This is a genomic window from Williamsia soli, assembly GCF_017377795.1.
Taxonomy (GTDB): domain Bacteria; phylum Actinomycetota; class Actinomycetes; order Mycobacteriales; family Mycobacteriaceae; genus Williamsia; species Williamsia soli.
Map to the genome: position 1 here is coordinate 491,115 of NZ_JAFRDR010000002.1, position 14,205 is coordinate 505,319.

At 65.5% G+C, this 14,205-nt stretch carries 12 protein-coding genes; 3 read left to right on the forward strand and 9 right to left on the reverse strand.

The genetic code is table 11. The annotated features are described in order from the left end of the window. Positions 1-6: 6 nt before the first annotated feature. The gene (ypfJ, locus tag J3S28_RS06830) at positions 7-873 is read left to right on the forward strand and encodes a KPN_02809 family neutral zinc metallopeptidase (RefSeq protein WP_207839076.1); all 867 of its coding nucleotides are present in this window, start codon (positions 7-9) and stop codon (positions 871-873) included. After that, entirely contained in the window at positions 870-2,504 is a 1,635-nt protein-coding gene (locus J3S28_RS06835) for a DUF885 domain-containing protein (RefSeq protein ID WP_207839079.1), read from the forward strand. Before ypfJ ends, J3S28_RS06835 begins: the two co-directional genes overlap by 4 nt. Before the next feature lie 183 nt (positions 2,505-2,687). On the opposite strand, the gene J3S28_RS06840 is transcribed toward J3S28_RS06835, so the two are convergent. The 3 genes from J3S28_RS06840 to J3S28_RS06850 are packed head-to-tail and all read right to left on the reverse strand — an operon-like array spanning position 2,688 to position 4,863. Continuing rightward, a complete protein-coding gene (locus tag J3S28_RS06840) occupies positions 2,688-2,870 on the reverse strand; it encodes a hypothetical protein (protein ID WP_207839082.1) in 183 nt (60 codons plus the stop codon). Next, positions 2,867-4,141 (reverse strand): histidine--tRNA ligase, encoded by a 1,275-nt coding sequence (gene hisS / locus J3S28_RS06845; protein ID WP_207839085.1) that lies wholly within the window; start codon positions 4,139-4,141, stop codon positions 2,867-2,869. Before hisS ends, J3S28_RS06840 begins: the two co-directional genes overlap by 4 nt. Then, positions 4,138-4,863: an MBL fold metallo-hydrolase gene (locus tag J3S28_RS06850; protein WP_207839088.1), complete on the reverse strand. Its 726-nt coding sequence runs from the start codon at positions 4,861-4,863 to the stop codon at positions 4,138-4,140. Before J3S28_RS06850 ends, hisS begins: the two co-directional genes overlap by 4 nt. 206 nt (positions 4,864-5,069) lie before the next feature. Here J3S28_RS06850 and J3S28_RS06855 point away from each other — a divergent pair, with 206 nt between their 5' ends. After that, positions 5,070-6,020, forward strand: coding sequence for a peptidylprolyl isomerase (locus J3S28_RS06855; RefSeq protein ID WP_207839091.1), 951 nt, complete (start codon positions 5,070-5,072; stop codon positions 6,018-6,020). Between the two features lie 24 nt (positions 6,021-6,044). On the opposite strand, the gene J3S28_RS06860 is transcribed toward J3S28_RS06855, so the two are convergent. The 6 genes from J3S28_RS06860 to yajC all read right to left on the reverse strand — a co-directional run bounded on the left by J3S28_RS06860 (position 6,045) and on the right by yajC (position 14,154). After that, entirely contained in the window at positions 6,045-8,360 is a 2,316-nt protein-coding gene (locus tag J3S28_RS06860; protein ID WP_372435967.1) for a RelA/SpoT family protein, read from the reverse strand. 155 nt (positions 8,361-8,515) lie between these two features. Next, a complete protein-coding gene (locus J3S28_RS06865) occupies positions 8,516-9,076 on the reverse strand; it encodes an adenine phosphoribosyltransferase (RefSeq protein ID WP_207839096.1) in 561 nt (186 codons plus the stop codon). Positions 9,077-9,135: 59 nt separating this feature from the next. Further along, a complete protein-coding gene (locus J3S28_RS06870) occupies positions 9,136-10,842 on the reverse strand; it encodes an ABC transporter substrate-binding protein (protein WP_237341136.1) in 1,707 nt (568 codons plus the stop codon). An 11-nt stretch (positions 10,843-10,853) separates the two neighbouring features. Further along, the gene (secF, locus tag J3S28_RS06875; protein WP_207839098.1) at positions 10,854-12,032 is read right to left on the reverse strand and encodes a protein translocase subunit SecF; all 1,179 of its coding nucleotides are present in this window, start codon (positions 12,030-12,032) and stop codon (positions 10,854-10,856) included. Next, positions 12,025-13,554: a protein translocase subunit SecD gene (secD, locus tag J3S28_RS06880; RefSeq protein ID WP_372435951.1), complete on the reverse strand. Its 1,530-nt coding sequence runs from the start codon at positions 13,552-13,554 to the stop codon at positions 12,025-12,027. Before secD ends, secF begins: the two co-directional genes overlap by 8 nt. A gap of 192 nt (positions 13,555-13,746) precedes the next feature. After that, positions 13,747-14,154: a preprotein translocase subunit YajC gene (gene yajC, locus J3S28_RS06885; RefSeq protein WP_237341137.1), complete on the reverse strand. Its 408-nt coding sequence runs from the start codon at positions 14,152-14,154 to the stop codon at positions 13,747-13,749. Positions 14,155-14,205 lie beyond the last annotated feature (51 nt).

Consider the following 14,205-nt stretch of genomic DNA (forward strand, 5'->3'; position numbering starts at 1 on the left):
GAGCGCATGACATTCCGAGGTGGCGGACCACTCGACACGAGCAATGTTTCAGGGGGCGGCGGCGGCCGCGGCAAACTCGCCGTCGGTGGCGGCGCCGGGCTCATCATTGTCATCGTCGCCGCACTCTTCGGTTTCGACCCCGGTGTACTCGGGCTCGGCAGCGACGGCTCGAGTACGTCGACGTCCTCGTCGCAGGACCAATCGGCGATCGACGAGCAGATCCAGGGGTGCACCATCGAGAAGGCGAACGAGGACACGGTCTGCCGGATCGTCGCGACCACGAACAGCCTCGACGCGGTGTGGGCCGACATCATGCCCGGCTACCAGCCACCTCAGACCAAGATCTTCGAGGGCAGCGTCGACACCGCATGCGGGCCGGCCACCTCGGACGTCGGCCCGTTCTATTGCCCCGGCGACCAGACCGCGTACTTCGACCCGTCGTTCTTCGACGTCCTCACCGATCGCCTCGGTGGCGGCGACGGACCCCTGGCGCAGGAGTATGTCGTGGCGCACGAATACGGCCACCACATCGAATACCTGACCGGTGCCTTACAGAAAGGCCAGCGACAGGGCGCGGCCGGACCGACGTCGGGGTCGGTTCGAATCGAACTGCAGGCCGACTGCCTGGCCGGGGTCTGGGCGTTTCACGCGGACAAGGGTCCCGACGCGATGCTCGAGCCGCTGACCCAGCAACAGATCAACGATGTCATCCAGACGGCAAAGGCGATCGGCGACGACGCGATTCAAGGCGACAGCTCCAACCCCGAAGGTTGGACGCACGGGTCGTCCGATCAGCGGGTGCGCTGGTTCAATGTCGGCTATGGCTCGGGGGATCCGAACTCCTGCGACACCTTCGCTGCGGGCAGCCTGTGACGCGCGCGGCCGGCCGGGTCGACCGCATCGCCGACGGATACCTCGAACGTTCCTGCGCCCTGAACCCGATCGAGGCCACGCACCTCGGGGTGACCGGCCACGATCATCTGCTGACCGACTTCTCCCCTGAGGGTGAGGCCGATCGGGCCACCGCTCGAGGTGATGCACTCACAGCGTTGGCAGGTCAGCCGGCAGCAAACGACGTCGATCGCGTGACCGTGGCCACCATGAGCGATCAGCTCCGCCGGTCGCTCGCGATCGACGACGCAGGCCTGCGTACGGGTGAGGTGAACGTCATCGAATCGCCTCTGCAGTCGGTCCGGGACGTCTTCGACCTGATGCCGACGGGCACCACCGCCGAACAGGACGTCTTCCTCGCCAGGCTCACCCAGATCCCGGGCACCGTCGAATCGATCATCGAGGGCCTCCGGTACCGCCTCGGATCCGGCCCGCAGCTCACCAGCCGCCAGGTCGGGCTCGTCGCCGATCAAGCCGACACCGCGACCGCGTCGATCTTCAGCAATGCGACCGCTATCGAGTCCACGAATCAGGTCGAACTCCTCGACGACCTGCGCAGCCGGGTGGGCGAAGCGATGGCATCACTCGCAGCGGTGTTACGCGACGAGGTGCTCCCCCGGACCACGGATGCCGACGCCGTCGGCCGAGATCGCTATCAGCTGCATTCGGCCGAGTTCGTCGGGACCGACATCGACGTCGACGATTCATACGCATGGGGGCTGGAACTCCTCGATTCGATTGTGGCAGAGCAGGAGATGCTTGCCGAGCAGATCGCACCGGGGGAAGGAATTGCCGGCGCATTGGCAACACTGAATGCCGATCCGCGGTACCAGATGACCGATCGCGCCGGCTTCGTCGCCTGGATGCAGGACCTCTCCGATCGCGCGACCGCCGAGGTCGGGAAGGTGCACTTCGACATCCCGGCGGAGCTGACCGCGCTCGAGTGCCGACTCGCGCCGTCTGCGACGGGGATCATCTACTACACGATGCCCAGCGAGAATTTGTCACGTCCAGGCCGGATGTGGTGGTCGGTTCCCCCGCAGCAGAACGTCTTCCACACCTGGCAGGAGACGACCACCGTCTTCCACGAGGGCGTCCCCGGCCATCACCTGCAACTCGGGTCCGCGATGGTCAGTCCCGAATTGAACCGATGGCGCAAGCTGGCGTCGTTCACGTCCGGCCATGGTGAGGGCTGGGCGCTCTATGCCGAGCGGCTCATGGGAGAACTCGGCTGGCTCGACGATCCCGGCGACCGCATGGGAATGCTCGATTCTCAACGACTTAGGGCCGCTCGAGTGGTGGTCGACATCGGTGTGCACTGTGGTCTACGGGCACCGGAATCGGTGGGCGGCGGAACTTGGGACGCCGAGAAGGCCTGGGCCTTCCTCACCGCCGCGGTCGCGATGGACCGCACCGTGCTCAGGTTCGAACTAAACCGCTATCTCGGCTGGCCCGGGCAGGCGCCGTCCTACGCGCTGGGCCAACGGGTGTGGCAGCAGGCCCGCGACACGTATGCCCGGACCAATCCGACGCACTCGCTCAAGGACTTCCACAGCAAAGTGCTTGCGCTGGGCGGCGTCAGCCTCGACGTCCTGAAAGCCGAACTCGGCTGACCCACCACCGACCGTGCCGAACCGACCACCGACCGGGCCCCTAAAACCGTTGACCGGGCCCTTAGAACCGTTGACCGGGCCGTTTGGTCAGTCCGACGGCACCCAGCACCCGATCACTGCCTATAGGGGCACGATCAACGACTGTAACGGCACGCTCGGCGGCGTTGTCGGCACGCTCGGCGGCTAATCGGGTGGGTTCTCGGCGACCGGGAACGTCGGGGTGTGGGCCTGACTTCCCCAGGTCCGGCCGGTCTGCGGAGCGGGAGCGGGATCACCGCTGACGGTGAACGTGCAGGCCACGGATCCGGCCATGATCACCACACTCAGCGCGAGCGCGGACCACCACAACCGGATCCGGCGGTTCATGTTCCGGACGCCAATTGCGAAATGATGTGTGCCACCACGTCATCGAGCTTGATCCGTTGTTGCTCTCCGTTGCCGAGATCTTTGACCTCGACCTCACCTGCGTCGATCTCGTTGTCGCCGAGCACCAATGCGAACCGCGCCCCGGATCGGTCGGCGGCTTTCATCGCACCCTTGAGACCGCGGCCGCCGTAGGCGATGTCGACGCGGACGCCGCCGGCCCGCAATCGTCCTGCCACTGCTACCAGCTCGCTCTTCGCCGCGTCACCCATCGGTACGCCGAAGACCTCACACCGCGCGTCGCTCGCTGCAGCCAGACCCTCGGCCTCCAACGCCAGCACCGTGCGATCGACACCGAGTCCATAACCGATACCCGACAACTCGAGTTTTCCACCGAGTTGTTTCATCAAACCGTCGTAGCGACCACCGCCACCGATTCCGGACTGCGCCCCGAGCCCGTCGTGGACGAACTCGAAGGTCGTCTTCGTGTAGTAATCGAGCCCGCGCACCAGCCGCGGGTTCTTCTCGTACGGAACGCCGAGGCGATCGAGATGACCGATCACCGCGTCATAGTGCTCACGCGCGGAATCGGACAAGTAGTCGATCATCAGCGGCGCACCTGCTGTCGCCTCCCGGATGTGGGGACGCTTGTCATCGAGCACCCGCAATGGGTTGATCTCCGCCCGACGTCTGGTGTCCTCATCGAGATCGAGCCCGAAGAGGTACTGCTGCAGCGCTCCTCGATACTGTGGACGGCACGTGTCGTCGCCGAGCGAGGTGATCTCCAACCGGTAGCCCGTCAGCCCCAGTGCCCGGAAACCTTCGTCGGCGATCGCAATCACCTCGGCATCCAGGGCAGGGTCATCGATACCGATCGCCTCGACACCGACCTGCTGCAATTGCCGGTAGCGGCCGGTCTGCGGCTTCTCGTACCGGAAGAACGGCCCCGCATACGACAGCTTGACCGGCAGTTGCCCCCGGTCGAGACCGTGCTGGATGACCGCCCGCATCACGCCGGCGGTTCCCTCAGGACGCAGGGTGACCGACCGGTCCCCGCGATCGGCGAAGGTGTACATCTCTTTCGACACCACATCGGTGGACTCCCCCACACCGCGTGCGAACAGCGCCGTGTCCTCGAAGATCGGCAGTTCGACGTGGGAGTAGCCGGCCAGCCGCGCTGCCCGCGACAACGTGTCCCTGACGGCCACGAACTGCGCGGACTGCGGTGGGAGGTAGTCGGGAATCCCCCGCGGAGCCTGAAATCCGGCATTCACAGTCCGTGACGTCCCTTCTGACGATCATGTGTCGTCCCATCCTGCCCGGCACCGGGCAGATCGACCAAAAACGGATTAGAGGCGCGCTCCTGGCCGATGCTCGTCTGTTCACCGTGGCCGGGTAGCACCACGGTCTCGTCGGCCAGGGGCAGCAGCCGCTCGGCAATCGAGTCGAGTAGTTGCTGGTGGTCGCCCCCCGGCAGGTCGGTACGACCGATCGATCCCGCGAACAAAACGTCGCCGGAGAAGCACACGGGCACCTGCCCGTCGGGGGTGTCGACGGCGATTCCGAACAGCACCGACCCCTGCGTGTGGCCGGGCGCCAGATCCACCGAGAATGTGAGCCCGGCGACCTCGAGGTCTTCGCGGTCGACGAGGTCGATCACCTTGTCAGGCTCCCGGAACACGGTGTCGCCGATCATCGCGCCGAGCGCCCGGCCGATCCCAGCGGCCGGGTCGGCGAGCATGTGTCTGTCAGCCGGATGGATGAATGCCGGTATCCCGTATTCGTCGCACAACTCGGTGGCATTCCAGGTGTGGTCGAGATGCCCGTGGGTGAGCAGCACGGCCACCGGGTTCAGATCATGTTCCGCGAGCAGCTTCCGGACGCCCGGGGCCGCATCTTGACCTGGATCGATGATGATCGCATCGGAACCGGGGTGTTGCGCCACCACATAGCAGTTGGTTGCGAACATGCCCGCGGGAAAGCCCGTGATCAGCATGGTCTGTACTCCTGGGTCGGGGAACGTGTAAGACCATCATCCCAGCGACAGCAAACCGCTTGGGCCCCGGCCGGGGACAGTGGCCCACGGCGCGCCACCGTCCCACTCATATACCGTGCTCTCAGCAACTGCTGGCAGACTCGCACCGGATGCCCCGGCTGACGGGGATGTGCCCTACACGACGACTTCGACGGAGGATCTCTGCAGTGTCGAGCAACGAGCAACGACGGCAGGCGGCGAAACGCAAGCTGGAGAAGCGGTTGGAGCGGCAGCAGCAGGCTGCGCGCAAGCGCAAGATCATCATCATCTCCACCTCGGTGGTGCTGGTGGTGGCCGTCGCGGCGGTGGCCACGACGCTCATCGTGAAGAAGGTCGCCGACGACAACGAGAAGGCTCGCTGGACTGCCTGCAGCTTCGTCGCCGACCCGACCGACCCGTTCGCGGGCCTGCCGGACACCGTTCCGGCCGAGGTACCGGCAGATCAGCAACCGAAGTTTCAACAGTTCCTCGATGAGCTCAAAGCCGGCGCGCCCAACCAGCGCAAAGCGCCCATCCCCGGGGACAAGCAACTCAAAGAGGGCACGGTCGACGCCGTCTTCGCGACGAGCCAAGGCGACATCCCGGTGCAATTGAACCGCAAAGACGCACCCTGCAACGTCGGCGCGTTCGAGGGGCTCATCAAACAGAACTACTTCAACGACACCTCCTGCCACCGGCTGACCAACGATCAGCTCAAGGTGCTGCAGTGCGGAGACCCGACGGCAACGGGCCGCGGCGGCCCCGGCTGGCAGAGTCCCGACGAGCCGCCGACCGGGTTCGCGCCTGCCGGTGAGCCCGACCCGACGTCCGGCGCACAGCCGGTGACCTATCCGCGCGGGACCATCGCGGTCGCCAACAGCGGCAAGAACCAGGAAACCGGAGCAGGTACCGGTGGCAGCCAGTTCTTCATGGTGATCCAGGACGGCGTCCTGCCGGCGGACTACACCGTCATCGGCAAGGTCGAGGAGCCAGGACTGCAGGTGCTGGACAAGGTTCTCGCGGGTGGCATCACACCGGGCCTGCGTCCGAACCAGCAGACCGGATCGCTCGACGAGAATCCCACCGACGGCAAACCTGTTCTGCCGGTGGAGATCAGCACCGCCACCATCACGAATTGACCGAGCGCCTCGGCCGCCTGGAGATCAGGCGGCCGAGGTGACGCGGTAGACGTCGTACACGCCTTCTACGTTGCGCACCACGTTCAGCACATGGCCCAGGTGTTTGGGGTCCCCCATCTCGAAGGTGAACTTACTGATCGCCACCCGGTCGCGGCTGGTGGTCACCGAGGCCGACAAGATGTTCACGCGCTCGTCGGCGAGCACTCTGGTCACGTCTGAGAGCAGGCGCGAACGGTCGAGCGCCTCGACCTGGATGGCCACCAGGAACACCGAGGACGGAGACGGCGCCCACTTCACCTCGATGAGACGTTCGGACTGTTCCCGTAGCGCACTGGCATTGGTGCAGTCGGTGCGGTGCACGCTGACGCCGCCTCCGCGGGTGACGAAACCCATGATCTCGTCGCCGGGCACAGGGGTGCAGCACTTGGCCAGCTTCGCCAGCACGCCCTCGGCACCGGGAATGACGACGCCCGCATCGCCGGTTTGCCGTGCAGGCGACGGCATCGTCGACGGCGTCGACCGCTCGGCGAGTTCCTCCTCGGCGTCCTCGAGCCCGCCGAGTTGCGCCACCAACCTGCTGACGACGTGGCGCGCCGATACGTGGCCCTCACCGACCGCTGTGTAGAGCGCAGAGACGTCCACGAACCTCAGTTCGTTCGCGATGGCGCCCATCGAGTCACTGTTGAGCAACCGCTGGATCGGAAGCCCGCCCCGTCGAACCTCTTTGGCGATCGCATCCTTGCCGCTCTCGAGGGCCTCCTCCCGGCGCTCCTTCGCGAACCATTGCCTGATCTTCGCCTTGGCGCGTGGACTGACCACGAAGGTCGCCCAGTCTCGCGAGGGACCTGCCGTGGCGGCCTTGGAGGTGAACACCTCGACGACTTCGCCGTTTTCGAGGGTGCGTTCGAGGGCAACGAGACGCCCGTTGACCCGAGCGCCGATGCATCGGTGCCCGACCTCGGTGTGCACCGCGTACGCGAAGTCCACGGGTGTCGATCCCGTCGGCAGCGTGATCACGTCACCCTTCGGGGTGAACACGAAGATTTCCTTGACCGCGAGGTCGTAGCGCAGCGACTCCAGGAACTCGCCGGGATCGGCTGCCTCCCTTTGCCAGTCGAGTAGTTGCCGCATCCAGGCCATGTCGTCGATCTCGGCCGAATCGGAGCTGTGTTTGCCTTTCGTCTCCTTGTATCGCCAGTGCGCGGCGATACCGAACTCGGCGGTCCGGTGCATGTCGCGGGTACGGATCTGGACCTCGAGCGGCTTGCCCTCGGGTCCGATGACGGTGGTGTGCAGGGACTGGTAGACACCGAACCGCGGCTGGGCGATGTAGTCCTTGAACCTGCCCGCCATCGGCTGCCAGAGCGAATGAACAACGCCCACAGCGGCATAGCAGTCACGCAGGTCGTCGCAGAGGATACGCATACCGACGAGGTCGTGGATGTCGTCGAACTCGCGTCCCTTGACGATCATCTTCTGGTAGATCGACCAGTAGTGTTTCGGTCTGCCCTCCACCGTTGCATCGATCCGGGAACCGGTGAGCGCGTTGACGATATCGGCGCGCACCCGAGCCAGGTAGGTGTCGCGCGAGGGCGCCCGGTCGGCGACCAGCCGTACTATCTCCTCGTATCGTTTCGGATGCAGGATGGCGAACGCGAGATCTTCGAGCTCCCATTTGACGGTCGCCATACCGAGCCGGTGCGCCAGCGGAGCGATGACCTCGAGGGTTTCGCGCGCCTTGCGCGCCTGCTTCTCCGGCGGCAGGAACCGCATGGTCCGCATGTTGTGCAGACGGTCGGCGACCTTGATCACCAGCACCCGCGGATCTCGCGCCATCGCGATGATCATCTTGCGGATGGTCTCGGCCTCCGCGGCATTCCCGAGCGCGACCTTGTCCAGCTTGGTGACACCGTCGACCAGATGCGCGACTTCCTGCCCGAAATCCTCGGACAGTGCTTCGAGGGAGTACCCGGTGTCCTCGACGGTGTCGTGCAGCAGCGCTGCCACCAGTGTGGTGGTGTCCATGCCCAGATCAGCGAGGATCGTCGCCACGGCCAGCGGATGGGTGATGTACGGGTCGCCGGATTTGCGGAACTGCCCGCTGTGCTTGGACTCGGCGGTGTCGTAGGCGCGCTGCAGAACAGTGACGTCCGCCTTCGGATACCCGTCACGATGCAGGGCCACAAGCGGTTCCAGAACCGGCCGAATCGAACTCTTGGTCGCAGTCATACGCCGCGCCAGGCGGGCCCGCACCCGGCGGGAGGCCGATGTCGGGACAGAACCGGTGGCGCTCTTGGCGGGCTCATCCACCGCCGGTGCAGTCGCGCCGCCGTCGCCCATCTCGCCACCTGAGGTCTGCGTGAGAGCTCCGGGAGTCTCTTCTGCCATCTCACCACCTCCTGATGTACATCTCGCCTACTGTCCTGTCCGACACTGCGGGCGATATCGCCCAACCCTAGTCGCCCGATCGCGTTGACCTCGTGATGGCTCCGGCGCTATCCCGGAGCGAGCGCCGAGACCTCGATGTCGCCGCAGGCCGTCTCGATCGCGGCGCGGCCGCCGAGTCCGTCCAGTTCCATCACCACCGCGACCGCGACGGGCACCGCACCTGCCTGCCGCAGGAGCTTCACCGCGGCGACGACCGTCCCACCGGTCGCCAGGACATCGTCGACCACCAGGACCCGGACGCCGGTGAGGTCCAGTCCGTCCGCCGGGATCTCCAGACAAGCCGTTCCGTATTCGAGGGTGTACGCCTCGGTGAACACCGGGGGCGGCAGCTTTCCGGCTTTGCGAACCGCCAGGACTCCGGTACCCAGGTGCAGGGCCACACCCGAACCCAACAGGAATCCGCGAGCGTCGATTCCCGCGACGAGGTCGACATCGCCGGCTGCGAATCCCGCCAGACCGGCGATCACCGCGCGCAGACCGGTAGCGTCGGCGAGAACGGGTGAGAGGTCCTTGAATTGGATTCCGGGAGCGGGGAAGTCGGCCACCTTCCGGGTCAGGCGCTCTATGGCGGACAGCGCCTCGCGGCCGGTCTGTGTCTGGGCGTTCATCGCCTTGTCCTCACGGTGTGGTCGGTCGGTCGGTCGTGTTGCGGAGCCGTGTCGGTCGTTCACGGCGTGCTCACCATCCAGCGGTCGATGTTCCAGCCGGTCCCCGACCGTGACAGTCCTGACACGACGTGTACGACATTGTCCCCCGCGCGCCGGGTTCGGGGCGAGGTGAACAACGGCAGCGCCGGCATGTCACGCCACAGCAGGCTTTCGATCTCGCGCACCAGTGGAAGTCGATCCGCAGCGTGCACCGTCACCGCGAGTTCGTCGATCAACGCAGAGACCCTGGCATTTTGGTACCCACCGATGTTGCTGGGGTCGCCGCCGTAGAAGGCGTAGGTGTCCCGGGTCGGATCAGCGGCACCTGTCGCCGCGAAGCCGTTGCCGGACGCCGTGATCAGTGCATCTGCTTCTCCACCCAGGTTTGCCGGGCCGACCGAGTCGGACGCGACGTCGATGACGGTGATGCCGGCCCCTTGACAGCTCGCTGCCATCGCAGCGACCATCTGTGCTCTTCTGCCGTCCGGAGCGACGTATCCGACCCGGACCGTCAGAGCTCCGGTGTCACGGCGCGCATCGCGCGCCTCGTTTCCCGCACGCACCGGATCGGCCCGGAGGTAGTCGCGCCCGAACTCTGCATCGATGGTGCCCGTCAGCAGTTCGTCGGGTCCGAGGATGTGGTTGTTGCTGACCGGCGCGCCCCGACCGAACTCGCGGGCCAGACCATCACGGGGTATGCAGGCCGCGAATGCCCGCCGCACTGCAGGATCGGCCAGGACACCCGACCCGGCCATCACGAGACGCTCGACCCCGAGTGACGACATCGGGGCGGGGCCGGCGGTAGCTGCCGGCGGGACACTGTGTGCGCCACGCGGCACCGGGTCGACGCCATAGGTGCCGGCCGCGATGTCGAGGACGTCGACGGAGTTCGCACCTTCTCCCTCGGACAGATCGTCGGCCAGCGCCGAATGTCGCGGCCACACAGTGATCCGGCGATCGCCGGCAGGCTGGCCCCACCATCGGTCGTTCGCGCGGAGAACAAGACCGCCATCGTCGGTGTACTCGTCCACGCGCAGCGGGCCGAGCGATGGGTAGCCCTCCGGGTCGAACTCTCCCGGGACCATGCTCCATCCCGTGCTCCAGATCCTGGCTATGTCGGCAAGCACACGTCGGTCGGGCCGGCGGATCGGGCCGACGACGTCAGCGATGCCGGCGCCCCTGGTGACCACCTGCGGTGGCAGCAGTGTTCCCGGCCCGAACAGCGCCCGCCAGTCGCGATATGCACGCCCGCGCTTGAACGTGACCGTTGCCGTCTTGGCACCGGGCCGGCAATCGACCTGTTCGATGTCGCGATAACCAGCCGTGCTGACCACGTCGAAGCCATCGAACCGGCCGCTGTGGGCCGCCCACGCCAGCACCAGCGCATCGCAGGTCAGTGGGACACCGTCCGAGTACACCGCACGCGGGTTGATGTCGTAGCGGACCGCCAGAGCACCCGACGCCACGGGTTCGATAGCCGTCGTACCGATGTCGGTGTCGGCGATGACCCGGCCGTCCGGGCCGAGGTAGCTGAACCCGGGCAGCACCCTCGACAGGGCCATCCCCGCGCCACCGGTGGCGCCGGACAGCGTCTCGGTGTTGTAGGTGGTCACGGCCGCGTCGACCACGTAGTTGATGGTCGGTTCGGCGGGCTCCGAACAGGCCACGAGCAGACTCCCGACCGACACCGCCGCCAGCGCGGCACCGATCATCGCGCGGGAGCTCATGACCCGTGAGGCTAGCGCTTGCGCCTGCGTTTACCGGAGGGGCGCGCCCCAGGTTGCGGCGAGGCTGCCGTACGACGGACTGCGGGCGCCGATTTCGTGAGAGTTGTGGTGGACCCCGCACCTGTCGACTCGGTGGCGACTGCAGCAGTGCCGCGCGTGTCCCGCTCGGCGCGCTTTGCCAGCACCTTGCGGGTGTGCGACCCGATGTCCCGGCGGCGTTCTTTCAACGTCACCAGCAACGGTGTGGCGAAGAAGATCGACGAGTAGGTACCCGTGACGACACCGACCATCTGCACCAGACCGAGGTCTTTGAGGGTCCCGACGCCGAGCAGCCACACTGCGATCACCATCAGCGCCAGCACCGGGAGCACGGAGATCACCGTCGTGTTGATCGACCGCATGAGTGTCTGGTTGATGGCCAGGTTCGCCTGCTCTGCGTAGGTTCGTCTGCTCGTGTGCAGTACGCCTCGAACGTTCTCCTCGACCTTGTCGAAGACGACCACGGTGTCGTAGAGCGAAAATCCCAGGATGGCGAGGAATCCGATGACGGTGGCCGGGGTCACCTCGAATCCCACCAGCGAGTAGATACCCGCCGTGGTGGCGATGTCGAAGAACAGCGCCGCCATGGCCGACAGCGCCATCTCCCTGTCGAACCGGATCGCGATGTAGATCGTCACGATGACGAGGAACACCAACAGCGCGATGAGCGCCTTTTCGGTGATCTCACCGCCCCAGGTGGAGCTCACGTCCGACGAACTGACGTCATTCGGCGCGATCTGGAACTCCTCGGCGATCGCATTGGTGATCGTCACCAGTTGCGCGGCATTGAGGGTCTCGGTGCGGATCTGCACGGTCTGGCTTCCGCCCGACCCCGCTGTCTGTACCGTCTGTGGATCCTCCCCGAGCGCCTTCGAATAGGTGTCCTCGACCTGGCTGGTCGACACCTCGCCGGTTTTCGGGAACGAGATCTGCGTGCCGCCCTCGAACTCGATCCCGAGTGTGAACCCTCGGAATCCGATGCTCGCCAGCGAGATGATCACCATCGCGGCAGTGATCATGAACCACATCCGGCGGCGGCCGACGATCTCGAACGCCCCGGTACCGGTGTAAAGCCGCGAGAGGATCGAGCGGTTCTTGGCGGACACGAAGTTCGCGTCACTGGTCGGTGCCAGGCGATCTGCTTCAGCCATTGGGCTCTCCTCCCGAGGTCGGATCAGTGGACGAACCCGGACTCGTGGTCACAGACGTACGCTCGTCGGCGGCCTGACGGCGTTCGCGCGCGACCTCTGTCACCGCGCCGAGGCCGTTGACGTTCGGTTTGGACAGGAACTTCGATCGTGAGGCGTAGACCACCAGCGGGTGGGTGACCATGAAGACCACCGCGATGTCGAGGATGGTGGTGAGGCCGAGCGTGAACGCGAATCCGCGCACATCGCCGATCGCCAGGAAATAGAGGACGGCCGCCGAGATCAGACTGACCATGTTGCCCGACCAGATGGTTCGTTTGGCACGGGCCCAGCCACGCGGTACCGCCGACCGGAAACTCCGGCCCTCGCGCATCTCGTCCTTGATTCGCTCGAAGTAGACGACAAAGGAGTCCGCCGTCATACCGATACCGATGACGAGTCCGGCGATTCCGGCGAGGTCGAGCGTGAAGTTGATGTAGCGGCCGAGCAGCACCATGATCCCGTAGACCATGACCCCGGACGCCACCAGGGAAAGGATCGTGAGAATTCCCAGCATCCGGTAGTACGCCAGGGCATAGATGAACACCGCGATGAGTCCGATCAGACCCGCGATCAACCCTGCCTGCAGCGATGCCCACCCCAAGGTGGCCGAGACCGTCTCTGCGTCAGAAGCCTCGAACGACAAAGGAAGTGAGCCGTATTTGAGGACGTTGGCCAAGTCCTTGGCCTCTGTCTGGGTGAAATCGCCACTGACCTCGGTGGTGCCGTTGATGGCACCGTTGATCTGGGGTGCACTCACCACCTTGGAGTCGAGGGTGAAAGCGGTTGCCTTGCCGATGTTCTGAGCCGTATAGCTGGACCAGCGCTCGCTCGCACCACCCTTGTAGTCGAGGCGGACGATCCAGGCGCCTGCGCCCTGTGTGGTGCCGGCTTCTGCCTCTGCGATATCGCTACCGCGCAGGATCTGCGGCTCGAGAAGGTAGACCTGGGTGCCGTCTTCGGAGCAGGTCACCAGGTATTCGTCCGGGTTGTCGTTGCCCTGCAATGGATCCGGCGCCGCCGGGTCGCAGTTCATCTTCGCCATCTGTGCGGTCAACGCATCGAGATTGGCGTCCTTCGGGGCCTGCCGAAGCGCTTTCGCCTCGGCGATGGCCTCTTCCGCGGTCTGGCCCGCGGGCGGGGGTGAGGCGTTGGGCTGAGGGGTCGCCGGTTGCACGGTCGCAACCGGGCGGACGTAGAGGAGCGCGGTCTGACCGAGTGTCCGGGCCTGTTTGCCGTCGTCGCCAGGTACGGTGATCACGAGATTGTCCCCGTCGATGATCACCTCGGATCCGGACACCCCGAGTCCGTTGACACGGTTCTCGATGATCTGCTTGGCCTTGTCGAGCTGATCCCGGCTCGGCGCATTCCCGTCGGGCGTGCGCGCGGTGAGGGTGACCCGGGTACCACCCTGCAGGTCGATACCGAGTTTGGGGGTCGGATCCTTGCTACCGGTGAAGAACACCAGTCCATACGTAACGATCATCAGTAAGAAAAAGACGATCAACATCCGTGAGGGCGATACCTCACGGTTCGACGACGATGCCACGCTGCCTACGTCTCCTCATTTTGCTCAACTAACCCCGTACGCGCCGCAGGGGCGCCTGCCACGGTACGTGCCACGGCCACGAACATGCCCGCGGCACCACACGTGTGGCGCCCCTGTGACGAGTTGGTCTTACGCTTTGTCTTGGTCTCCGCGCGACTTGTCGAGACTGATGTGGTCATCATTCTCGGTCAGGGCGTCGAGGTCCTCATCATCGTCGTGGATGCCGTTCGCCTCGAAATCGGGGTCGATCAACCCGACACCGGGGTAGCTGTCGGCCAGGTCGTCGGCGTGGACGACCTCGCGGATGGCGAGCCGGTTCCAGCGGGTGACGACCCCGTCGGCGATCTCCAGGTCGACCGTGCCGTCTGCCAGGCCGGCGATGGTCCCGTACATTCCGGAAGTCGTCTGGATTCGGGCACCGATCTGCAGGTTCTCCTGCATCTCCTTGGCATCCGCGGCCGCCTTCTTCTGGCGACGTACGGACAGGAACATGATGCCGACCAGGAAGACCAGCAGGATAGGGAATATCAATTCCATGATGGTGTGTTCAATCCTCGATTGTGTGTTCGTGGTCACGAGCAGCGCCCG